The sequence below is a fragment of the Streptomyces sp. NBC_00887 genome, from assembly GCF_045207585.1.
Genome location: NZ_CP108788.1, coordinates 5,235,036 through 5,256,733 on the forward strand (window position 1 = coordinate 5,235,036; position 21,698 = coordinate 5,256,733).

At 71.6% G+C, this 21,698-nt stretch carries 19 protein-coding genes and 2 pseudogenes; 15 read left to right on the plus strand and 6 right to left on the minus strand.

The features are described 5' to 3' along the window. The first annotated feature begins 8 nt into the window (after positions 1-8). The 3 genes from OG844_RS23845 (at position 9) to OG844_RS23855 (ending at position 2,040) form a co-directional block, all read left to right on the plus strand. Complete coding sequence (locus OG844_RS23845) at positions 9-458, plus strand: VOC family protein (protein ID WP_406392920.1); 450 nt, start codon at positions 9-11, stop codon at positions 456-458. A gap of 66 nt (positions 459-524) precedes the next feature. Beyond that, a complete protein-coding gene (locus tag OG844_RS23850) occupies positions 525-1,331 on the plus strand; it encodes an HAD family hydrolase (protein ID WP_406392921.1) in 807 nt (268 codons plus the stop codon). Between the two features lie 160 nt (positions 1,332-1,491). Further along, positions 1,492-2,040 (plus strand): flavodoxin family protein, encoded by a 549-nt coding sequence (locus OG844_RS23855; RefSeq protein WP_406392922.1) that lies wholly within the window; start codon positions 1,492-1,494, stop codon positions 2,038-2,040. Here OG844_RS23855 and OG844_RS23860 read toward each other — a convergent pair. The 5 genes from OG844_RS23860 to OG844_RS23880 form a co-directional block, all read right to left on the minus strand. Further along, the gene (locus tag OG844_RS23860; protein WP_406392924.1) at positions 2,033-2,710 is read right to left on the minus strand and encodes a TetR/AcrR family transcriptional regulator; all 678 of its coding nucleotides are present in this window, start codon (positions 2,708-2,710) and stop codon (positions 2,033-2,035) included. The two genes, OG844_RS23855 and OG844_RS23860, sit on opposite strands and share 8 nt — an antisense overlap. A 198-nt stretch (positions 2,711-2,908) precedes the next feature. Further along, the gene (locus OG844_RS23865; RefSeq protein ID WP_406392926.1) at positions 2,909-3,796 is read right to left on the minus strand and encodes an ABC transporter permease; all 888 of its coding nucleotides are present in this window, start codon (positions 3,794-3,796) and stop codon (positions 2,909-2,911) included. Beyond that, a complete protein-coding gene (locus OG844_RS23870) occupies positions 3,783-4,769 on the minus strand; it encodes an ABC transporter ATP-binding protein (RefSeq protein WP_406392928.1) in 987 nt (328 codons plus the stop codon). Before OG844_RS23870 ends, OG844_RS23865 begins: the two co-directional genes overlap by 14 nt. Positions 4,770-4,873: 104 nt before the next feature. Then, positions 4,874-6,136 carry a LolA family protein gene (locus tag OG844_RS23875; RefSeq protein WP_406392929.1) on the minus strand — a complete coding sequence of 421 codons (1,263 nt, stop codon included), beginning with the start codon at positions 6,134-6,136 and terminating at the stop codon, positions 4,874-4,876. Between the two features lie 218 nt (positions 6,137-6,354). Further along, positions 6,355-7,365, minus strand: a complete 1,011-nt coding sequence (locus tag OG844_RS23880) for a polyprenyl synthetase family protein (RefSeq protein WP_406392931.1) — start codon at positions 7,363-7,365, stop codon at positions 6,355-6,357. 156 nt (positions 7,366-7,521) lie between these two features. Between OG844_RS23880 and OG844_RS23885 the strand changes: the two are divergent. From OG844_RS23885 to OG844_RS23940, 12 genes and pseudogenes are all read left to right on the plus strand, one after another. After that, positions 7,522-7,819 (plus strand): annotated as a pseudogene (locus OG844_RS23885) (MFS transporter); the annotation flags it as partial. Between the two features lie 2 nt (positions 7,820-7,821). Continuing rightward, positions 7,822-8,046 (plus strand): annotated as a pseudogene (locus tag OG844_RS23890) (MFS transporter); the annotation flags it as partial. 9 nt (positions 8,047-8,055) lie between these two features. Further along, positions 8,056-10,050, plus strand: a complete 1,995-nt coding sequence (locus OG844_RS23895; protein WP_406392932.1) for a CocE/NonD family hydrolase — start codon at positions 8,056-8,058, stop codon at positions 10,048-10,050. Between the two features lie 126 nt (positions 10,051-10,176). After that, complete coding sequence (fahA, locus tag OG844_RS23900) at positions 10,177-11,403, plus strand: fumarylacetoacetase (protein ID WP_406392933.1); 1,227 nt, start codon at positions 10,177-10,179, stop codon at positions 11,401-11,403. Beyond that, a complete protein-coding gene (locus tag OG844_RS23905; RefSeq protein ID WP_406392935.1) occupies positions 11,400-12,038 on the plus strand; it encodes a GPP34 family phosphoprotein in 639 nt (212 codons plus the stop codon). The genes fahA and OG844_RS23905 overlap by 4 nt, the downstream gene beginning before the upstream one ends. A gap of 169 nt (positions 12,039-12,207) precedes the next feature. Further along, a complete protein-coding gene (locus OG844_RS23910; protein WP_351165203.1) occupies positions 12,208-12,978 on the plus strand; it encodes a GntR family transcriptional regulator in 771 nt (256 codons plus the stop codon). Between the two features lie 36 nt (positions 12,979-13,014). Continuing rightward, positions 13,015-13,242, plus strand: coding sequence for a ferredoxin family protein (locus tag OG844_RS23915; RefSeq protein ID WP_266533934.1), 228 nt, complete (start codon positions 13,015-13,017; stop codon positions 13,240-13,242). Positions 13,243-13,257: 15 nt separating this feature from the next. Then, the gene (locus OG844_RS23920) at positions 13,258-14,628 is read left to right on the plus strand and encodes an ABC transporter substrate-binding protein (RefSeq protein WP_406392937.1); all 1,371 of its coding nucleotides are present in this window, start codon (positions 13,258-13,260) and stop codon (positions 14,626-14,628) included. Further along, positions 14,625-15,485 carry an ABC transporter permease gene (locus OG844_RS23925; protein ID WP_406392938.1) on the plus strand — a complete coding sequence of 287 codons (861 nt, stop codon included), beginning with the start codon at positions 14,625-14,627 and terminating at the stop codon, positions 15,483-15,485. The genes OG844_RS23920 and OG844_RS23925 overlap by 4 nt, the downstream gene beginning before the upstream one ends. Beyond that, positions 15,482-16,228, plus strand: a complete 747-nt coding sequence (locus OG844_RS23930; protein ID WP_406392939.1) for an ABC transporter ATP-binding protein — start codon at positions 15,482-15,484, stop codon at positions 16,226-16,228. The genes OG844_RS23925 and OG844_RS23930 overlap by 4 nt, the downstream gene beginning before the upstream one ends. Positions 16,229-16,233: 5 nt before the next feature. After that, positions 16,234-18,963: a fumarate reductase/succinate dehydrogenase flavoprotein subunit gene (locus OG844_RS23935; protein WP_406392941.1), complete on the plus strand. Its 2,730-nt coding sequence runs from the start codon at positions 16,234-16,236 to the stop codon at positions 18,961-18,963. Positions 18,964-19,047: 84 nt separating this feature from the next. Beyond that, on the plus strand, positions 19,048-19,653 hold the full coding sequence (locus OG844_RS23940; RefSeq protein ID WP_406392942.1) for a Uma2 family endonuclease: 606 nt from the start codon (positions 19,048-19,050) through the stop codon (positions 19,651-19,653). A gap of 23 nt (positions 19,654-19,676) precedes the next feature. Here the strand turns inward: OG844_RS23940 and recQ are convergent, their stop codons facing one another. Beyond that, positions 19,677-21,698, minus strand: a complete 2,022-nt coding sequence (recQ, locus tag OG844_RS23945) for a DNA helicase RecQ (RefSeq protein WP_406392944.1) — start codon at positions 21,696-21,698, stop codon at positions 19,677-19,679.

Sequence of the window (21,698 nt, forward strand, 5' to 3'; positions counted from 1 at the left end):
CGGTTTCCATGACCCTGCACTGGAAAGTCGTCATCGATGCCCAGGACCCGCACGCCCAGGCCGACTTCTGGGCCGAGACGCTGGGGTACGCGGTGGAGGACCACAGCCCCCTGATCGAGGAGCTGCTCGGCCTCGGGGCGGTGGACGAGTCCCTCACGACCGAGTCCCACGGGCGCCGGGCCTGGCGCGACCTCGCCGCCGTGCGGCACCCCGACGAACCCTACGAGGAGAAGAGCGGCATGGGCCTCGGGCGCCGCCTGCTCTTCCAGCGCGTCCCGGAGCCGAAGACGGTGAAGAACCGCCTCCACCTGGACGTACACACGCCCCCGGGACAGCGCGAGGCGGAGGTGGAACGGCTGGTGGGGCTGGGTGCGAGCGTGCTGCGCACCGTCGACGAACCCTCCGGGTCCTGGCAGGTACTCGTCGACCCGGAAGGCAACGAATTCTGCGTCCAATGACAGAGCTGACCGTCCGCGCAGGTCAGCGGGGTACGGCCGGAAGCCGATCTCCCTAGGCTGACCCCCATGTTGACGCCACCCGCCTACACCCTCGTCGCCACCGATCTGGACGGCACCCTCCTGCGCCCCGACGACACCGTGAGCCCCCGCTCCCGGGCCGCCCTCGCCCGCGCCGCCTCCGCCGGTGCGCGGCATCTGATCGTCACGGGCCGCCCGGTGCCCGGCATACGCGGCCTGCTCGCGGACCTGGGCTACGAAGGCCCCGTGGTCTGCGGGCAGGGCACACAGGTGTACGACGCCGGGTCGGCCCGGATGCTGAGATCGGTGACGCTCGACCGGGAACTGGCCGACACCGCGCTCGGCAAGATCGAAGCAGAGGTCGGGCCGGTCTTCGCCGCGGTCGACCAGGACGGCACCGAGGGCCGGACCCTGATCGAGCCGGGCTACCGCATGCCCCACCCCTCACTCCCCGCCCGGCGGACGGAGCGCCGCAGCGAGCTGTGGGCGGCACCGATCATCAAGGTCCTGGTGCGTCACGCGGAGTTGACGGACGACGAGCTGGCCGCGGCGGCCCGCGGGGTCGTGGGGAATCTTGCGACCGTCACGATGGCGGGGCCGGGCACGGTGGAGCTGGCACCGTTCGGAGTGGACAAGGGCACGGGGCTCGCGCTGGCGGCCGAGGTGCTGGGCTGTGACACCGCCGACACGGTGGCGTTCGGCGACATGCCCAACGATCTGCCGATGTTCCGTCGTGCGGGCCACCGCGTGGCGATGGCCAACGCCCACGTCGAACTGAGGGCTGCGGCGGACGAGGTGACCCTGTCGAACGAGAACGACGGCGTCGCGGCTGTCCTGGAGCGGCTGTTCCGTTGAGGGGATGGTCCGCTGAGCGGCTGTTCCGCTGAGCGGCTGGTCCGCTGAACGGCTGGTCCACCGAGCTCCTGTTCGGGTGAGCGACCTTCCCCCATTTACATGCGCGTGCATATAATGCGGACGCAGGTAACAGTCGCATGCAGTCAACCGGGGGACCGTCATGGCCACGCGCAGCCTCCTCTTCCTGCTCGGCAGCAGCCGCGCCGACGGCAACACCGAGACGCTGGCCCGGCTCGCCGCCGAGCAGCTCCCGGCGGGCGCCGAGCAGCGCTGGCTGCACCTGCGGGATCTGCCGCTGCCGGACTTCGAGGACATGAGGCACGCCGACGGCGAGCACCTGCCCCCGGCCGGGCACGCCGCGACCCTGCTGGAGGCCACGCTCGCCGCCACCGACGTGGTCATCGCCTCACCGCTGTACTGGTACTCGGTCTCGACCTCCACCAAGCGCTACCTGGACCACTGGTCGGGCTGGCTGAGGCTGCCCGGCGTCGACTTCAAGCAGCGGATGGGCGGCAAGACCCTGTGGGGCGTCACGGCACTCGCGGACACGGATCCGGCGGTCGCGGAGCCGCTGACGGGGACGCTGAGGATCTCCGGTCAGTACCTGGGGATGCGGTGGGGCGGGGTACTGCTGGGCAACGGCAGCAAGCCCGGTGACGTGCTGTCGGACACCGCGGCGACGGCCCGGGCCAAGACCTTCTTCAGCTGACGCGATCCGGTCCGGGACCCTCGGGTTCCGGACCCTCGGGGCCGGGGCCGTCCGCCCCCGACGCACCGGCCTGTTGCGCCCCCGCACCCCCCGCGCCCAGCGACCGCAGGACATGGGCCACCAGTGCGACGACCGTCGCGTCGTCCTGAGCCGGCTTGCGCAGCACATGGCGGTAGTAGACGGGGCCGTAGAGCATCTCCACGGCCAGCGGCAGATCGGCGTCCGCCGGAACCTGGCCCTGCTCCTGGGCGCTGCGCAGCCGCCCCACGGCGCGCTCGAACCGCGGGTCGACCAGCTGCTCCCTGACCGCCACCGCGAGGGCGTCGTCATGGTGCATCTCGGAGAGGATCCCGGCGTAGGCGGGGCCGTACGGCGGCGAGGACAGCAACTTCACCGCGCTGTTGATGTGGGTCCGGAGGTCGGCCGCGATGTCACCGGTGTCGACGAACGGCGTCGCACCGACGAGCGCCTCGGTGAAGGCCTCGAGAATCACCGCACCCTTTGACGGCCACCAGCGGTAGATCGTCTTCTTGCTCACCCCGGCGCGGGCGGCGATGGCCTCGACGGTGACCCGTCCGTACCCCTTCTCCGTGCACAGCTCCAGAGCCGCGTCCAGAGTCGCCCGTCGCGATCGCTCGCTGCGGCGCAGGGAACTCGGCGATGTGATCATTCGGTGAGCATAGGGGGATTCGGGCCACTGCTTGTTGACAGCCCGTCGCCAGAAGTCGAACAATGACCTGGAAGAAACGGAACGTACCGTGTCGTGACGTTCCGTGCTTCTTACCGTTCGTGCCGTTTGCGCCGCGACGAGCCGATCGGGGGACGGCTCGACCGGCCGACGGTGCGGACGGTCCCCGGTGAGCCGCCTTCAGACAGTGATGTCCTTCGTGGTGAAACGCGCCCAGGCAGCCGAGCCGAACACCGCCGCGTACGCCCCCTGCAGCCCGAGGTTCCTGGCCGTCTCGTCCCAGTAGACGGGGTCGCGCAGCAGGTCCGTGAAGGACATCCAGTAGTGCGGGAAGAGATACGGGTGGATCCCGTCCAGCTGCGGCATCGCGTCCAGGATCTGTACGGTGATCAGCACCCCCACGGTGGCGGCCATCGCCGCGATCCCGCTGTTGGTGAGCGTCGAGACGAACAGGCCGAGCGCCGCGAATCCCGTCAGGGACACCGCCACCGCCACCGCGATCAGGCCGGCCCGCACGAGTCCTTCGCCGAAGCCGATCCGGGTCCCCGAGATCGTCGTGACCTCGCCGACGGGGAAGAGCAGCGCACCCACCGCGAGCGCCGATGCCGCCACGACCAGCGTCGCGACCAGGCAGAACACCAGCACCGACGCGTACTTCGCGAGCAGCAGCCGGGTCCGGCCCGCCGGGGCGACCAGGAGGTAGCGCAGGGTGCCGCCGCTCGCCTCACCCGCGACGGAGTCGCCTGCGACGACCCCGACCGCCATCGGCAGGAAGACGGGGAGCGTCGCGGACAGGGCCGCGAAGACCAGGAAGAGGCCGTTGTTGGTGACCTGGGCGAGGAACGCCGGCCCGCCGCCCCCGCCGCCGGGGCCCGCCGAGGAGCCGTCGCTCGTCTCGATCCTCACGGCGATCCCGATGAGCACGGGCACGGCGGCCAGCACACCGAGCAGGGCCAGGGTGCGCCAGCGGCGCAGGGTGGTCGTGAGTTCGGAGCGGAGGATCCCCAGCGTCCACAGGGGGCGCGGTGTGCGGGGTGCGGCCGCCGTGGTGAGTTCAGCCTGCGACATCGAATCCCTCTCCGGTCAGTGCGACGAAGGCGTCCTCGAGCGAGGCCCGTTCGACGCCGAAGGACCGTACGCGGACTCCGCCGCGCACCAGGGCGGCGTTGAGGTCCGCCAGTTCGACCTCGCCCGGTGGCGCGTCCGCGGTGACCCGGTCCCCGTCGCTCAGGAGGCCCTTCGCCCCGTGCTCCCGGAGGATGCGGGCGGCGGCGCCCGGGTCGGGGGTGGTGACGGAGAGCCTGCCGCTGGTGCCCGCCGCGAGTTCGGCTACAGGGCCCTGCGTGAGGAGCCGCCCTCGGGCCATCACCGCGGCGTGCGTACAGACCTGTTCGATCTCGTCGAGCAGGTGGGAGGAGAGGAAAACGGTGGTGCCCTCGGCCGCGAGCTCGCGGATCAGGGAGCGGATCTCGCGCATGCCCTGTGGATCGAGACCGTTGGTCGGCTCGTCCAGGACGAGGAGTCTGCGCGGCCGGAGCAGCGCGGCGGCGAGCCCGAGGCGCTGCTTCATGCCGAGCGAGTACGCCTTGGCCTTCTTGCCGGCCGCCGCGCCGAGGCCGACCCGGTCCAGGGCGCCGTCGACGCGGGCGCGGCGGGTGCGCGGATCGGCCGACGGGTCGACGGAGTCGTACCGCCGGAGGTTGTCGCGGCCGCTCAGGAACCCGTACGGCGCGGGCCCTTCGATGAGTGCGCCGACCTGCGGGAGCACGGTGCGGGAGGCCGCGGGCATGGGTCTGCCGAGGACGTGTGCGGTGCCGGACGTCGGGTCGATGAGGCCCATGAGCATCCGGATGGTGGTGGTCTTGCCCGAGCCGTTGGGGCCGAGGAAGCCGAAGACGCTGCCGCCGGGGACGCTGAGGTCGAGTCCGTCCACGGCGAGCTGGCCGCCGCGGTAGCGCTTGGTGAGGCCGCGGGTCTCGATCACGGGGGCCGGCCCCGGTCCCGCACCCGTCTCCACCGTCCCGGCCGCTGTGTCGGTCATGCGCACTCCCGGTCCCTTCCCACTCGCCGCCGCGGGGCTGCCGTCCGTGAAACGGGCCGCCCCGCCGTACGGAGCGTACGGCGGGGCGGCGCGCAGGGCGTGTACTACTTGGCGGTGTTGGCGGCCTTCACCAGCGCGTCCTTGGTGACCGCGCCGACGTAGACCTTGCCGTCGTCCGTCACCAGGGCGTTGACCAGGCGCGTCTTGAAGACCGTGCCCGAGCCGAAGTCGCCGGTGACCTTGTCGCCGAGTGCGTCCAGGAACTGCATGGCCCCCTCCGGTACGTCACCGGATCCGGAGCCCTCCGTGGGAAGCCCCGCGAGGCCCTCGCCACCGGGGGTGTCGATCACGGCGACGGCGTTCCAGCCCTCGCCGATGACGTTGAGGCCCTTGAAGTCCTCCAGCGCCGCGAGGTCCTCCGGAACCTTGTCCGCCTTGGCGTTCTTCTCCGCCTCGGCCTGCAGCTCCTCGGCCTCGGTCACCTTCGCGCCCTTGGGCGGGGTGAAGGCGAAGGAGGACGCGTCGGGCTTGTCGAAGTCGACCTTCGTGAAACCGGCGTCGATCGCGGCCTTGCCGCCGCTGCTCGGCGACAGGGTGAACTTCAGCGGTACGCCGTTCTCGGCGTCCACCGCGACCCTGATGGAGCCGATGGTCGAACCGGACTGCTTGGGCTTGATCAGCAGCTGATACGCGTCGCGCCCCGCCACCTGTGCCGTGCCGTCGACCGTGACCGACGTGGTGTCACCCGCTGCGGCGAGTGCTTCCTCGGCCAGCTCCTTCGGCGTGGCCGGGACGCCGCCGGGCGCCTTGTGCTCCTTGGCCTTCCCGGCCGCGCGGTCGCTCTGCTCGGCCTGCGCGTGGTACGCCTCGTTGGACTTGCTGTCGTACGCCCAGACATCGTCCCCGTTGTGGACGATGCTGTACTCGGAGGCCTCGCCGAGGATCGACAGGCGCTGCTTGTCGGGGCCGTCGGCCGCCACCCGCAGCGTGTGCGTCCCGGAGGCGAGCTCCATCAGCTTCGCTTCGGGCGCGGCGCTCGAGGCGCCGTTCCCCTTGTCCGTTCCGGTCGCGCCCTGGGCGAAGGAGTCCGCGAGCCCGCCGAGGGACGGGATGCCGAGGTCGGTGCTGACCTTCACCGTGCCGGAGAGCTGCTCCTCGTCCGATGCGGCGATCTTCTCGATGAGTTCCTGCGCGGTGATCTTCGGCAGCTCCGGGTCCCCGGAGCTCGCGAGCGCCGGGACGAGTCCGATCGTCGCCGCGGCCACCCCCGCCACTGCGACGGGAACGATGTAGCGTGCGGCCTTCCTGCGGCCCACGACAGTGCCCGTGGCCTCGCCGTTGGTCTCTGCGCTGTCGTTCGGTGCCATGTGTGCCCTACCTCCGTGGTCGGCGGCTTCCGTCCGGTTGCACTCTGTCCACTCCCTGCCGCCATTCTCACCCGATGTGGTCAGGAGTGGTTGTTCTCCATCTGACCAAATCGGGCGGCACCATGCGTCAGCCCGCGGGAGCAACTGCGCCTACCCCTCCGGTATGACACCGAGGGGTCCGGGGCCCGCCATCCAGTAGGGGATGAGCCGGTCCGGCGTCAGCCCGCGCGGTGCACCACGGCGTCGCACAGCTCTTCGAGCGCGGCCTTCGCGTAGCACTCGGGCAGCGGCGCCAGGGTCGCCCGCGCCTCCTGCGCGTAGCGGATGGTGTCCCGCCGCGCCTGCTCCAGCGCGGGGTGGGCGCGCAGCCTGCGCAGCGCCTCCGCGAGCCGGTCGTCGTCGCCGAGGTCGCCGTCCAGGAGCGCGACGAGCTCCACGTCGTCCGGCTTGCCGTCGGCCGCCGCCCGGGCGCGCAGATGGAGCACCGGGAGGGTGGGGATGCCTTCGCGCAGGTCCGTGCCGGGCGTCTTGCCCGACTCGTGGGAGTCGGAGGCGATGTCGAGTACGTCGTCGGCGAGCTGGAAGGCGATGCCGAGCCGCTCCCCGTACTGGGTGAGGATGTCGACGACCGATTCGTCCGCGCCCGCCATCATGGCGCCGAACCGTCCGGCGACGGCGACCAGTGAGCCGGTCTTGCCGCCGAGCACGTCCATGTAGTGGTCGACGGGGTCGCGGCCGTCGCGCGGGCCCGCGGTCTCCAGGATCTGACCGGTGACCAGCCGTTCGAACGCCTCCGCCTGGATGCGTACGGCCTCGGGTCCGAGGTCGGCCAGGATGTGCGAGGCTCGGGCGAAGAGGAAGTCGCCCGTCAGGACGGCGACGGAGTTGCCCCAGCGGGTGTTCGCGCTGTCCACCCCGCGGCGTACGTCCGCCTCGTCCATCACGTCGTCGTGGTACAGCGTCGCCAGGTGCGTCAGTTCGACGACCACGGCCGCGGGAACGACCCCCGGCGCGTCCGGGTCACCGAACTGGGACGCCAGCATCACCAGCAGCGGACGGAACCGCTTGCCCCCCGCGCTCACGAGGTGCTGCGCGGCCTCCGTGATGAACGGGACCTCGCTCTTGGTGGCATCCAGCAGCCCCGCCTCGACAGCGGCCAAACCGGTCTGGACATCGGCCTCAAGAGCCTGGTCCCGCACGCGCAGTCCGAACGGCCCGACGACGGTCACGAGGGGATCTCCTGTCTGCTGACGATCACACGGAATGTCGATGTGTCGCTGTCCTCACTCAACTCAGCGTATCCGGTCGCCTTTGGATCAACGTGGGCGCCTTCCCGCCATCGCCGGTATGTTCGGGATCAGGTCATACGATCAGGAGTTGCCGCTTTGTCCCACACCGCGACCGGCGTCGAGCCGGACCAGCCGCCGCCCGGGGAGGACCACGCCTTCTTCGGCCGTCCGCGGGGTCTGACGACCCTGTCCGGGCCGGAGGGCCGGAGCGGTTCTCGTTCCTCGGGATGCAGGCCGTCCTGGTCCTCTTCTTCGCCGACACGGTCGCGAACGGCGGCATGGGCATGAACCAGGGCACCGCCGCCTCGGTGTCCGCCGCCTACGGCACGCCGGTCCATCCGGTGTCCGTCGCGGGCGGCCGGCCGACCGGATCCTCGGTTCGTACGGCGCCGTCCCGCCACCACGAAGCTCGCCCCCAAGGCGTTCGCCGGCCGGACGACGGCGCAGTGGTTCCTGTCCCTGGCCCTCGCCCACGGCATCCAGGCACAGATCGTGAAGCTGTACGGCGAGATCTCCAACCCCGCCTACTTCGGTGTCAATGGCGCAAGCGCGGTGGCGGCCGGTGTGGCCGTCCTCGCCGCCGCTCCCTGGCTCAAGCGCACCATGCACCCCGTCCACTGAGGTACCGCCATGCAGATCCGCACCGAATTCCCGTACGAGACGACCCACGAGGACCTCTACATCCCGCTGTCGGACGGCACCCAGCTGTACGCGCGGATCTGGCGGCCGGTCACCGACGAACCGGTGCCCGCGCTGCTGGAGTACCTGCCCTACCGGCTGAGCGACTGGACGGCCCCGCGCGACTGGCAGCGCCACCCCTGGTACGCGGGCCACGGCTACGCCTCCGTACGGGTCGATGTGCGCGGACACGGCAACAGCGAGGGCATGCCGGGCGACGAGTACGACGCGACGGAGCTCGCCGACGGGGTGGCCGTCGTGCACTGGCTCGCCCAGCAGGAATGGTGCTCGGGCCGGGTCGGCATGTTCGGCATCTCCTGGGGCGGCTTCAACTCCCTCCAGATCGCCGCCCTGGCCCCGGAGCCCCTGAAGGCGATCGTCACCGTCTGCTCGGCCGACGACCGCTACGACAACGACGTCCACTACATGGGCGGCTCCGTCCTCGCCGTCGACATGCACGCATGGGCCGCCACCATGCTGGCCTTCGTCTGCCGTCCGCCCGACCCGGCGGACGTCGGCGACGACTGGAGGGACATGTGGCTGAAGCGGCTCGAGGCCGTCGATCCGTTCATCCATACATGGCTGGCGCACCAGACCCGTGACGACTACTGGAAGCACGGCAGCGTCTGCGAGGACTACGGCGCCGTCAAGGCCCACGTCCTCGCGGTGGGCGGCTGGCACGACCCGTACCGCGACACCGTCCTGCGGCTCGTCGAGAACCTGGACCCGGCGAAGGTGCGCGGGCTGATCGGCCCCTGGTCGCACCAGTACCCGGACCGCGGGCTGCCTCCGGGGCCCGCGATCGGGTTCCTGCAGGAGACCCTGCGCTGGTGGGACCAGCACCTCAAGAACAAGGACACCGGGGTGATGAACGAGCCCCTGCTGCGGTCCTGGATCAGCGGTTCGCACCCTCCCGCGACGGTCTACGAGACACTGCCCGGCCGCTGGGTCGGCGACGCGGACTGGCCGTCGGAGAAGGTCGCGCCGGTGGCGTACGCCCTCCAGGGCGGCCCGCAGACCGTCCGCTCACCGCAGCAGACGGGGCTGGACGCGGGCCGCTTCTTCCCCTTCGGCAACGACGCCGACCTGCCGCCCGACCAGCGCGGCGAGGACGCCAGGTCCGTGTGTTTCGAGTTCCCCGTCGAGGAGGCTCCCATCGAGATCCTCGGCCGGCCCCGGGTGAGGCTCCGCATCCGGATGGACGTGCCGCGCGGCCAGGCGATCGCCCGGCTCTGCGACGTGGCCCCGGACGGCGCCTCGACCCTGGTGACCCGGGGCGTGCTGAACCTGGCGGCGCGCCACGGGCGCGACCGGTCGGAGGACTGGCCCGTCGGGGAGACCGAGGACGTGACCTTCGAGCTGAACGGCATCGGGCACACCTTCCCGCCCGGCCACCGGATCAGGCTCGCCGTCTCGTCCTCGTACTGGCCGTGGATCTGGCCGCAGGCCGGCTCGGACGGCTTCACGCTCGACGCGGACGGCAGCCTCGTCGAACTCCCGGTGCGCAGGCACACCGAGGACCCGGCGATCAGCTTCGGCGAACCGGAACAGGCGGAGCCGCTCGGTGTCGTCTTTCCGGTCACGCTCGACGAGGAGCGCCCGGAGCGTCTGGTGGTCCGCGACGTGGCCAAGGGCCAATGGCGGCTGGAGGTCGACCCGCGCTACGGCGGTACGCGTGTCTACCCGGACGGGCTGGAGTTCACCGAGGACGCGGTCGAGACGTACACGATCCGCGAGGACGACCCGCTCTCGGCCGCCGCCCGTTCGGACTGGAAGATCCGGCTGCACCGGCCGGAGATGTCCTGGGACGTGAGGATCGAGTCGCGTTCGGAGACCAGTGCGGACGACGACGACTTCATCACGTCCAACGAGGTGGTGTGCAGGGACGGCGACGAGATCGTCTTCCACCGGACCTGGGAGAAGAGGATCCCGCGCACGGCGGGATGAAGGCGACGGCCATACGGGAGTACGACTGAACTTTCCGGGCATTACGCATAATCGAGACACTGCCGCCGGGTGCCACCGCCGACGTAACGTGTCCTCCAAGCGACCTGGAAAGCGAGGCAGCAACAGATGCCCGAGAGCAGCCCGCTCGATCTGGCCGAAGGCGACCCCTTCGGTCCGCACAACCTTCCGTACGGAGTGTTCTCCACCCCCGGACACCCGGACGACCGCAGGGTCGGCGTCCGCATCGGCGCCCATGTGCTGGACGCCGGGGCAGCCGCGCACGCGCTCGGCTCCCCGTACGCCCAGCTGCTGGCCAGGCCCAGCCTGATGCCGCTCCTCGCGGCGGGCCGCACCGCGTGGCGGGACGTGCGCCGCGCGCTCACCGCCTGGGTGACGGTCCCGGCGCACCGCCCGGACATAGAGCCCCTGCTCCATCCGGTGGACGCGGTGACGATGCACCTGCCGTACGAGGTCGCCGACTACGTCGACTTCTACGCCAGTGAGCACCACGCCACCAACGTCGGGCGGATCTTCCGGCCCGACGGTGCGGCACTCACCCCCAACTGGAAGCACCTGCCGATCGGTTACCACGGGCGGGCGGGCACGGTCGTCGTCTCCGGTACGGAGGTGGTGCGCCCCTCCGGGCAGCGCAAGGCACCCACCGACCCGGCCCCCGTCTTCGGCCCCTCGGTGAAGCTGGACATCGAGGCCGAGGTCGGTTTCGTCGTCGGCGTCCCCTCGCGGCAGGGCGCCCCGGTCGCGCTCGCCGAATTCCGCGAGCACGTGTTCGGTCTCTGCCTGCTCAACGACTGGTCGGCGCGGGACATCCAGGCCTGGGAGTACGTGCCGCTCGGCCCGTTCCTCGGCAAGTCCTTCGCCACCTCCGTATCGGCGTGGGTGACCCCGCTGGAGGCCCTGGACGCGGCCCGGACCGCTCCGCCGACCCGCGACTTCGAGCTGCTCCCCTATCTGGACGACGCGGACGACGAGGAGCCGGGCGGCTTCGACATCCGGATCTCGGTCGAGATCAACGGACAGCCGGTCTCCGAACCGCCGTTCTCCTCCATGTACTGGACGGCGGCGCAGCAGCTGGCGCAGATGACGGTGAACGGCGCCTCGCTGCGCACGGGTGACCTGTACGGTTCCGGGACGGTCAGCGGCGCCGAGCCCGGCGAGCGCGGCTCCCTGCTCGAACTCACCTGGAACGGCCGCGATCCGCTGGACCTCCCGGAGGGCAAGCGGACGTTCCTGGAGGACGGCGACACGGTCACCCTGACCGCCTGGGCGCCCGGCCCGCACGGGACGCGCGTCGGCCTCGGTGAGGTCACCGGCCGGATCGTGCCCTCGCTGTGAACGACCGGCCGACGCTCCCCGAGGAGCTGTTACTGCTCGCGCTGGACCCTGTGCGGGGCAAGCCGCTGTGCTCCGGCAGTGTCCTGGACTACGGCACGGCCGGGGCCGTCCTGGCCGAGCTGGAGCTCCAGGGGCGGATCACCGAGGAGCGCGGCCGGGTGTACGTGGTGAATCCGCTGGATCCGCCGGACCCGCTGCTCGCGGTGTTCCTGCGCGGCCTGCCGCCGCCGGGCAAGAGCCGGTTCCGTGCGGGCCGGTCCGCAAAGCGCTGGGTGCGGCTGTCCGGGCGGCACGCCAAGGGCCTCTATCTGGACGCCCTGGTGGAGCGCGGCATCCTGCGCAGGGAGACACGCCGCTTCCTCGGCCTGGTGCCGTACCACCGCCACCCCGCGGGCCCCCGAGACCTGTCGGCACCCATACGGGAAAGCTTCGCGGCGGCCGGTGCGGCGGGCTTCCCCGACCGCCGCGACAGGCTGCTGGCGGCTCTGGCCGCGGCGGTCGAGCTGCCGTCCGTGGTCAGGCGCGGCGAACGACGGAACCGCTCGGCGATGCGGGAACTGGCCCGCAGTGAGTGGCCGGCACTGGCGGTGCACCACAACGTGATCAAGGACAGATCCGGCCAGAACGCGGGCTGAGGCGGGGGTGGCTGCTGACACCTCGGGTGTCCGAGGGGTGGTCGTCCCGGTGGCAGATCTTCGTCACCCGAGAGGAAAACCACAGGTCAAAGCCCTGCGACCCGAGTCCGGAAGTGGCGCAACACTCCGGCAACACCATCGCGGGGACCCCGTCGGTATGGTCCAGCGCATGCCAGCCGATCGCATCCGTGAGCACACCGTGCCCGTCGCCGCCGCCCGCCGGCGCCGGCTGCGCGCGGACCATGCCCGGCTGCTGGCCGACCTGCTGCGCCACCAGGTGCGCACCGGGGGCTTTCCCGGCGGCGTACTGCCGTTCGAGGACACCATCGGCGCCGACTACCGCGTCTCCCGCAACACCGTCCGCCAGGCCCTCGACCTGCTGCGCGCAGAGGGTCTGGTGGAACGCCAGCCGGGTGTCGGCACCGTCGTCGTCAGCGAGAAGTACTCGCACGGCCTGGACCGGCTCCAAGGTCTGGCCGAGACCCTGCACGAGCACGGGCGGGTCACCAACGAGGTCCGTACCGTCGGACCCGTGGCCGCCCCCGGACCCGTCGCGCGGCGGCTCGGCATCGCCGAGCACACCGACGTCCTCTACATCGAGCGGCGCCGGCTGCTGAACGGTCTGCCGCTGTCCCTCGACCTCACGTACATCCCGATGGACATCGGCGCCGGGCTGCTCGGCTGCGACCTGGAGAACACCGACGTCTTCCGGCTGCTGGAATCCCTGACCGGCCGCGCTCTCGGGACCGCCGAGATCACTCTGGAGGCCGTCAACGCCGACGCGCACTCCGCCGCCGTCCTGGAGACCCCGCACGGCGCCGCCGTCCTGATGCTGGAACGCCTCACCCATCTCTGTGACGGGCGGCCCGTGGACCTGGAGTTCATCCGGTTCCGCGGTGACCGCATCAGCATGAGCGGCCTGTTGCACAGGTCGGACTGAGACCACTCCTTCCCCTCTTCTTTCCTGGAGACCGCCATGCCTCTGGCGCCCCAGCGGGCCGACGTGCCCGTGACCATCGACGAGTCGAAGTGCATCGACGGCTGCACCCTCTGCGTCGACATGTGTCCTCTCGACTCCCTGGCCATCAACCCGGACAGCGGCAAGGCGTTCATGCACGTCGACGAGTGCTGGTACTGCGGCCCGTGCGCGGCCCGGTGTCCCACCGACGCGGTCACGGTCAACATGCCCTACCTCCTCCGGTGAAAGGCCCCTCCTCCCATGCGACGCAAGGCAATCCGCGCCGGCGCCCTGCTCACCGCCGCGACTCTCGTCCCGCTCACCGCGGGCTGCGGCGGCGAAGCGAGCGCGGGTGACGGCGACACGGTCACGGTGACCGTCGGTTATCAGTCCAGGACCATCAACACCGTCACGGCGGGCACCCTCCTGCGCTCGCTCGGCTACTTCGAGGAGGAGCTGCGGGCCCGCGGTGAACGGGACGGCGTCACGTACGAGGTGAAGTGGCAGGACTACGCGACCGGCGCGCCGATCACCGCGCAGATGACCGCGGGGAAGATCGACATCGGTTCGATGGGCGACTTCCCGCTGCTGATCAACGCGGCCCGCGGCAAGCAGCTGAACCGCCCCACCGCACTCGTCTCCGTCACCGGGTACAACCTTCGCGGCGGCCTCAACACCGTGGTGACCGACCCTGGTTCGGACCTCGACTCGCTGGAGGACCTGCGCGGCAAGAAGGTCTCCACGAGTGTCGGGTCGGCCGCCGACGGAACGCTCGTCCGCGCCCTCCAACAAGCCGGACTCGATCCGGCGAAGGACATCCGCAAGCTCAACCAGCAGCCTGCCGTGGGTGCTTCGGCGCTCCAGGCCGGCAGCGCGGACGCCCTCTCGCAGTTCGTCGCCTGGCCCGGACTGCTGGCCTTCCAGGGCCGGGCGAAGGCCCTCTACGACGGGGCGGAACTGAATCTTCCGACCTTCCACGGGGTCACCGTCCGTGAGGAGTTCGCGAAGAAGCGGCCCGCCGTGCTGGAGGACTTCCTGCGGGCGCAGGGCCGGGCGACCGACTACCTGCACGAGCACCCGGTGGCGTCGTCCGAGTCGGTCGCGAAGGCCACCGGCCTGCCGGCCGAGGTCGTGCACCTCTACAACGGCTCCCAGGGCATCGCGACGTTCGACACCACCGTGAAACCCGCCCTGGTCGCGGCGCTCAAGAAGGACGTCCCCGTGCTGCGCTCGGCGAAGCTGGTCGGCGACGTGGACGTGGACGCCTTCGTCGACGAGCAGTACGTGAAGCGGGTGTACGGCTCCGCCTACGCGAAGGCGCAGGCGGCCGGTCCGCCCGCGGCACGCGGCGGCGAGGTATGGCTGAAGGGCGAGGACACCACGTCGTCGTTCGCCACCCCCGTCGAGGTCCTGCGTTTCGCCGCCGCGCACCCGGGGCGGGTCCGCGCCGCGTACGTCCCCGACGCGAGGACCGGGACTCTGTGGTTCGCCGACCGGGCGGTCTGGGTGTCCGACGGTGCCGGGCTGCGGCCGTACGTCACCGGGTCCGCGGCCCGCGCCGACGTCGCCGCGCACCCCGGCGCCCGGATCGTCCCGTACGCCACCGCGCTCGACCGGGCCCGCGTCTCATGAGCGGCCGGTGGTCGATCGTGCTGCGGGCCCTGTCGCTGGTGGCCGCCCTGGGCATCTGGCAGCTGCTGACCGCCTTCGACATCAATCTGTGGCTGCGCTTCGAGCAGTTCCCGACGGTGATCGATGTGGCGCGCGCCTTCGGCGACCGGCTCGGCAGCGACGCGTACTGGCAGGACCTCACCGACAGCCTGACCCGGATCGTCACCGGCTTCGCCCTGGCCGCCGTCCTGGGCATCACGGTCGGCACGGCCGTCGCCCGCTCCCGGCTGGCCTCCGACCTGTTGGGCCCGGTCCTCGAAGTGATCCGTCCGGTCCCGGCCATCGCGCTGGTGCCGGTGGCGATCCTGCTCTTCCCCAGCAACGAGCAGGGGATCGTCTTCATCACGTGCACCGCGGCGTTCTTCCCCGTCATGGTCTCCACCCGGCACGCCGTGCGCGCGCTCACGCCGGCATGGGAGGAGGCCGTCCTGACATTGGGCGGCGGCCGGTGGCGGATCCTCGGTTCCGTCGTCCTGCCCGGCGCGCTCCCCGGCATCCTGGGCGGGCTCTCCGTCGGCATCGGGGTGTCGTGGATCTGCGTGATCTCCGCCGAGATGATCTCCGGCGAGTACGGGGTGGGGTACCGCACCTGGCAGGACTACACGGTCGTCGACTACCCGGGCGTCTTCGTCGGCATGGCCACGATCGGCCTGCTCGGCTGGATCACCTCGACGGCGGTGGAACTGCTGGGCCGCCGGCTCACACGGTGGCTGCCGCGTACGGAGAACCGGCCGCCGTCCCCCGTACGGCACCGGCCGCGGCCCGTGACCCCGGCGGCCTCGCCGGCCCCCCTGGCGAAGGAGCGGGTGCACCCATGACCACCACCACGTCCCCGGGCGTCCGGCTCACCCTGCGCGGCGCCGTGCTCGGCCGGGCCGGGGCACCCGTCCTCGGCGGCATCGACCTCGATGTCGTCCCCGGCGAGATCCTCGCCGTCGTCGGCCCGTCCGGCTGCGGCAAGTCCACGCTCCTGCGCACCCTCGCCGGGCTGCTGCCCGTGCTCGGCGGCGAGGTGACCCAGGACGGCGAGGCGATCACCGCGCCGCACGCCGAGCGGGCCCTCGTCTTCCAGGACGACGCGCTGCTGCCGTGGCGCACCGTGCGTGCCAATGTCGAACTGCCCCTCGCCATCCGGGGCGTGGCCCGCTCCGAGCGCAGGCGCCGGGCCGGGTCCTGGCTGGCCCGGGTCGGCCTGGAGGACCACGGGGCGAAGCTTCCGCACCGCGTCTCGGGCGGCCAGCGCCAGCGTGTGCAACTGGCCCGCGCACTGGCGGCCGATCCGCGCGCGGTCCTGATGGACGAGCCCTTCGGCGCGCTGGACGCCCAGACCAGGGCCGGGATGCAGCAGTTGCTCGTCGACGTCCTGCACGGCACGGGCGCCACGGTCGTCTTCGTCACGCACGACGTGGACGAGGCGCTGTTCCTCGGCGACCGGGTGGCGCTGCTGCCCACCGGGCGCGTCCTGGACGTACCGCGTCCGCGTGAACGCGCCGCGCATTCCGACCCGGCGACCGTCGCGCTGCGGCGCGAGGTCCTCGAATCGCTCACTCCCGCCCACTGAAAGGCATGACCGTGCAGATCCCCGCCCTCGCCGACGCCGAGGAACTCTCCTGCGACGTACTGGTCGTCGGGGGCGGCACGGCCGGCACCATGGCGGCCCTCACCGCCGCCGAGCACGGCGCGTCCGTCGTGCTGCTGGAGAAGGCGCACGTGCGGCACTCGGGTGCCCTCGCCATGGGGATGGACGGCGTCAACAACGCCGTGATCCCGGGCCGGGCCGAACCCGACGACTACGTCGCCGAGATCACCCGCGCCAACGACGGCATCGTCGACCAGTCCACCGTCCGCCGGACCGCGGAGCTCGGCTTCCCGATGGTGCAGCGGCTGGAGTCCTACGGGGTGAAGTTCGAGAAGGACGAGCACGGGGAGTACGCCGTCCGCCAGGTGCACCGCTCCGGTGCGTACGTGCTGCCGATGCCCGAGGGCAAGGACGTCAAGAAGGTCCTCTACCGGCAGTTGCGGCGCCGCGAGATGCGGGAGCGGATCCGGATCGAGAACCGGGTGATGCCCGTCAGGATCCTCACCGGTGACGACGGCCGGGCGATCGGGGCGGCAGGTTTCCACACCCGTACAGGAGCGTTCGTCACGGTCCGTGCCGGGGCCGTCGTCCTGGCCACCGGGCCGTGCGGACGGCTCGGGCTGCCGGCGTCCGGCTACCTCTACGGGACGTACGAGAACCCGACCAACGCCGGCGACGGCTACTCCATGGCGTACCACGCGGGCGCCGAGCTGACCGGCATCGAGTGCTTCCAGATCAACCCTTTGATCAAGGACTACAACGGTCCGGCCTGCGCCTACGTCGCCAATCCGTTCGGCGGCTACCAGGTGAACCGGCACGGCGAACGGTTCGTCGACTCCGACTACTGGTCGGGGCAGATGATGGCCGAGTTCGCGGCGGAGGTCGCCTCGGACCGGGGGCCGGTGTACCTGAAGCTGAGCCACCTCCCCGAGGAGTCCGTCAGCGCGCTGGAGGGCATCCTGCACACCACGGAACGGCCGACGCGCGGCACGTTCCACGCGAACCGGGGCCATGACTACCGCACCCACGACATCGAGATGCACATCTCCGAGATCGGCCTGTGCGGCGGCCACTCGGCCTCCGGCGTCCGGGTCGACGACCACGCCCGTACGACGGTGCCGCGCCTCTACGCCGCCGGGGACCTGGCCTGCGTCCCGCACAACTACATGATCGGGGCGTTCGTCTTCGGCGACCTCGCGGGCGCCGACGCCTCGCAGTTCACGGTGTACGAGGGCGAACTGCCCGCCGAGCAGCTGCGCGAGGCCCACGAGCTGATCTACCGGCCGCTGCACAACCCGGAGGGGCCGCCGCAGCCCCAGGTCGAGTACAAGCTGCGCCGCTTCGTGAACGACTACGTGGCCCCGCCCAAGTCGGGGGCGCGGCTCTCGCTCGCGCTGGAGGCGTTCGACCGGATGCGGACCGACATCGCGGAGATGGGCGCGACGACCCCGCACGAGCTGATGCGGTGCGCCGAGGTGAGCTTCATCCGGGACTGCGCGGAGATGGCGGCGCGCTCCTCGCTGGCCCGCACGGAGTCCCGCTGGGGCCTGTACCACGAGCGTACGGACCATCCCGAGCGGGACGACGCGGACTGGTTCCACCACCTGGACCTGCGCAAGTCCGCATCGGGAGCGATGGAGTTCACGGCCAGGCCGGTGGCTCCCTACCTCGTGCCCGTGGAGGGGTTCGCCCCCGTGGGCGGGGCCTCGCGCGAGATCGGCGAGGTGGCGGCGGAGCAGGTCGCGACGGCGGGACGGCGGGACGTGGCCCCGTCGTCCGGCTCCTCGACAGCGGCGGACCCGGCGCCCGCTGCCCCCGTACCGTCCGACCCGTCCCCCCGCATCCTGGAACTCCTCGCGCTCGCCGACGACCAGCCGGACCTGCCGGTCCTCGCCCCGTACCTGTCCGACCCGGACCCGGCGGTCCGGCGGGCGGCCGTGGCCGCGCTCACCGAGTCGACGCCGCAGGGTGCGGGTCCGGCACTGGCCGGGACGCTCGCCGACCCGGCGCCGTCGGTTCGGGCGGCGGCCGCCGCCTCCCTGCGGGAGCTGGTCGAGGTACTGCCGGCCGAACCGGCCCTGCGCGCACCGCTGGTGACGGCGCTCGGCTCGGACGACCCGGTCGTACGGGCCACCGCGCTGGACACCCTGCGGGCGCTTCGACTGGGGGACGCCGACCTGTACGCGCGCACACTCGGCGACCCGGTCATCGACGTGCGGCTGCACACCGTCCGGGCTCTCGTCTCGGTGGACGCGGTGCAGTACCTGACGGCTGCCGCGGCCGATCCGTCCCGCGAGGTCCGGGTGGCCGTGGCGAAGGGGCTGGCCGCCACGCACTCCCCCGCCCCGGAGCCGCTCACCCCGCTGCTGGAGGACGGGGACGCGCTGGTCCGCGCCGCCGCCCTGGCCGCGCTCGCGGCGACGGGGTGCCCCGCGCCGTACGTCACGACGGCGGTCACGGCCCTCTCCGGCCCGGCCTGGCAGGTACGCGCGGGGGCGGCGACAGCGCTCTCCTCGGCGGCCCCGGACTCCGCGATCGGCCCGCTGACCGGAGCCCTGGGCGACCCGAACGCCGACGTGCGCAAGGCGGCGGTCCTGGCTCTGCTGCACCACACGGCCCACGACGCGGCCCGGGAAGCCCTGGCCGGAGTGCTCACCGACCCGGACGCGGACGTGCGCGCGTACGCGGCGAGGGGGGCGGTGGTCAACGACGCGTGAGTCGCTCACACGTTTGGGCGGCCTTGATCGGTTCCCGCCGGATACGCTGGACTGACCGCGAGACTGCTTCGTATGGGAGCACTGATGAGCGTCGAACCCGAGGCCCCCGAGCCGAGGTGGGCGGTCCCGCCCGTGGGCGGCTGGACCGCCGATGACCTGGACACGCTTCCGAATCTGCCTCCGCATACGGAGCTGATCGACGGGAGCCTCGTTTTCGTGAGTCCGCAGACCGTTTTCCATGAGCGTGCGATCGACTACCTGAAGTGGCAGCTGCAGTCGCTCGCACCGATCGACCTGGAAGTCTTTCGCGAATTCACCATCGACGTCGACTTCCAGAACCGGCCTGAGCCCGATGTTGTCGTCGTGCATGCGGAGGCGGTCGAGAGCCTGCGGCAGACTCGTTTCCCCTCGCACAGTGTGGTGCTGGCCGTCGAGGTCGTGTCCGACGAGTCCGTCACCCGTGACCGGGAGACCAAGCCCGTGAAGTACGCGCGGGCGAAGATTCCGCACTACTGGCGGGTGGAGAACCAGGACGGCCGAGCAGTCGTGTACGTCTTCGAGCTGGAACCCGCCACCGGCGCGTACACCTCCACCGGGATCTTCCACGACAGGATGAAGGTCTCCGCGCCCTTCCCCGTCGATCTCGACCTGACCGCGATCGTCACACGCCGCCGGGCGACGCCGGAGTAGACCCGTCGCCGCCCGTCACCCGCTCAGTCGAACTCGGGCGGCTCCTCGTCCCAGCCGACGTGCGTGTCCGTGTCCGGCTCCGCCCGTGCGGCCCGCACCGGCTCCGCGGCGCGTGCGGCCTCCGGCTGCGGCGGAACCGCGGCGGCGGGCCGGGACACCGGTTCCGGCACGGCGGGGGCACTGTCGGCGCCCGGCTCGACGTCTCCCAGCCCCGCCAGCACCTCCAGGACGCCCTCGCCGTACGTCGCCAGCTTCTTCTCGCCCAGGCCGCTGATCCCGCCCAGCTCCGCGAGCGAACGGGGGCGCAGCGCGGCGATCTCCCTCAGCGTCGCGTCGTGGAAGATCACGTACGCCGGGAGGCCCAGCTCCTTCGCCTGGGCGCCGCGCCAGGCGCGCAGCGCCTCGAAGACCGGGACGGCCTCGGCCGGCAGGTCCGCCACGGCGGCGGCCGACTTGCCCTTGCGCTCGCCCCTCGCCGACTTGGCCGTCGGCTTCTTCGGCTCCTTGCGCAGCAGTACCTCGCGCTCCCGGCCGAGCACGGAACCGCTCTCCCCGGTCAGCACCAGCGTGCCGTACTCGCCCTCGACGGCGAGCAGCCCCTGGGCCAGCAGCTGGCGCACCACACCACGCCACTCCGCCTCGGCCAGCTCCTCACCGATGCCGAAGACCGAGAGCTGGTCGTGGTCGAACTGAATGATCTTCGCGGTCTTGCGGCCCAGCAGGATGTCGATGATCTGGCCGGCCCCGAACTTCTGCCCGCGCTCCCGCTTCAGCCGGACCACGGTGGACAGCAGCTTCTGCGCGACCACCGTGCCGTCCCAGGTCTCGGGCGGGGTGAGGCAGGTGTCGCAGTTGCCGCAGCTCTCGGCGCCGGGCTCCTGGCCGAAGTACGTCAGGAGCTGGGCGCGGCGGCACCGGACGGTCTCGCACAGCGCCAGCATCGAGTCGAGGTGCGCGGCGGCCCGGCGCCGGAACGCCTCGTCGCCCTCGCCGCCCTGGATCAGCTTGCGCTGCTGGACGACGTCCTGGAGCCCGTACGCCATCCAGGCCGTGGAGGGCGCGCCGTCACGGCCCGCGCGTCCTGTCTCCTGGTAGTAGCCCTCGACGGACTTCGGCAGATCGAGGTGGGCGACGAAGCGCACGTCGGGCTTGTCGATTCCCATGCCGAAGGCGATGGTCGCGACGACGACCAGGCCCTCCTCCCGCAGGAAGCGCGACTGGTGCTCGGCGCGCATCGACGCGTCCAGGCCCGCGTGGTACGGCACGGCCTCGATGCCGTTGCGGCAGAGGTACTCGGCGGTCTTCTCCGTCGAATTGCGCGAGAGGCAGTAGACGATGCCCGCGTCCCCGGGGTGCTCCTCCTTGAGGAACGTGAGCAGCTGCTTCTTCGGGTCGGACTTCCCCACGACGCGGTACTGGATGTTGGGCCGGTCGAAGCTGGCCACGAAGTGCCTGGCCTCGGGCATGCCCAGGCGCTGGGTGATCTCCTGGTGCGTGGCGTCCGTCGCCGTGGCCGTCAGCGCGATGCGCGGTACGTCGGGCCAGCGCTCGCCCAGGACGGCCAGGGCCAGGTAGTCCGGGCGGAAGTCGTGGCCCCACTGGGCGACGCAGTGCGCCTCGTCGATCGCGAAGACGGAGATCTCACCGCGGGCGAGCAGCGAGAGGGTGGAGTCCAGGCGCAGCCGCTCCGGGGCCAGGTACAGCAGGTCGAGCTCGCCCGCCAGGAACTGGGCCTCCATCGAGCGGCGCTCGTCGAAGTCCTGCGTGGAGTTCATGAAGCCGGCGCGGACACCGAGCGCGCGCAGGGCGTCCACCTGGTCCTGCATGAGCGCGATCAGCGGAGAAACCACGACGCCGGTACCCGGCCTGACCAGGGCGGGGATCTGGTAGCAGAGGGACTTGCCGCCGCCGGTGGGCATGAGCACGACCGCGTCGCCACCGGCGACCACATGCTCGATCACCGCACCCTGCTCGCCGCGGAACGCCTCGTACCCGAACACCCGGTGCAGCGTCTGCTGCGCGGCGCTCTCGGTCGTCACACTCAT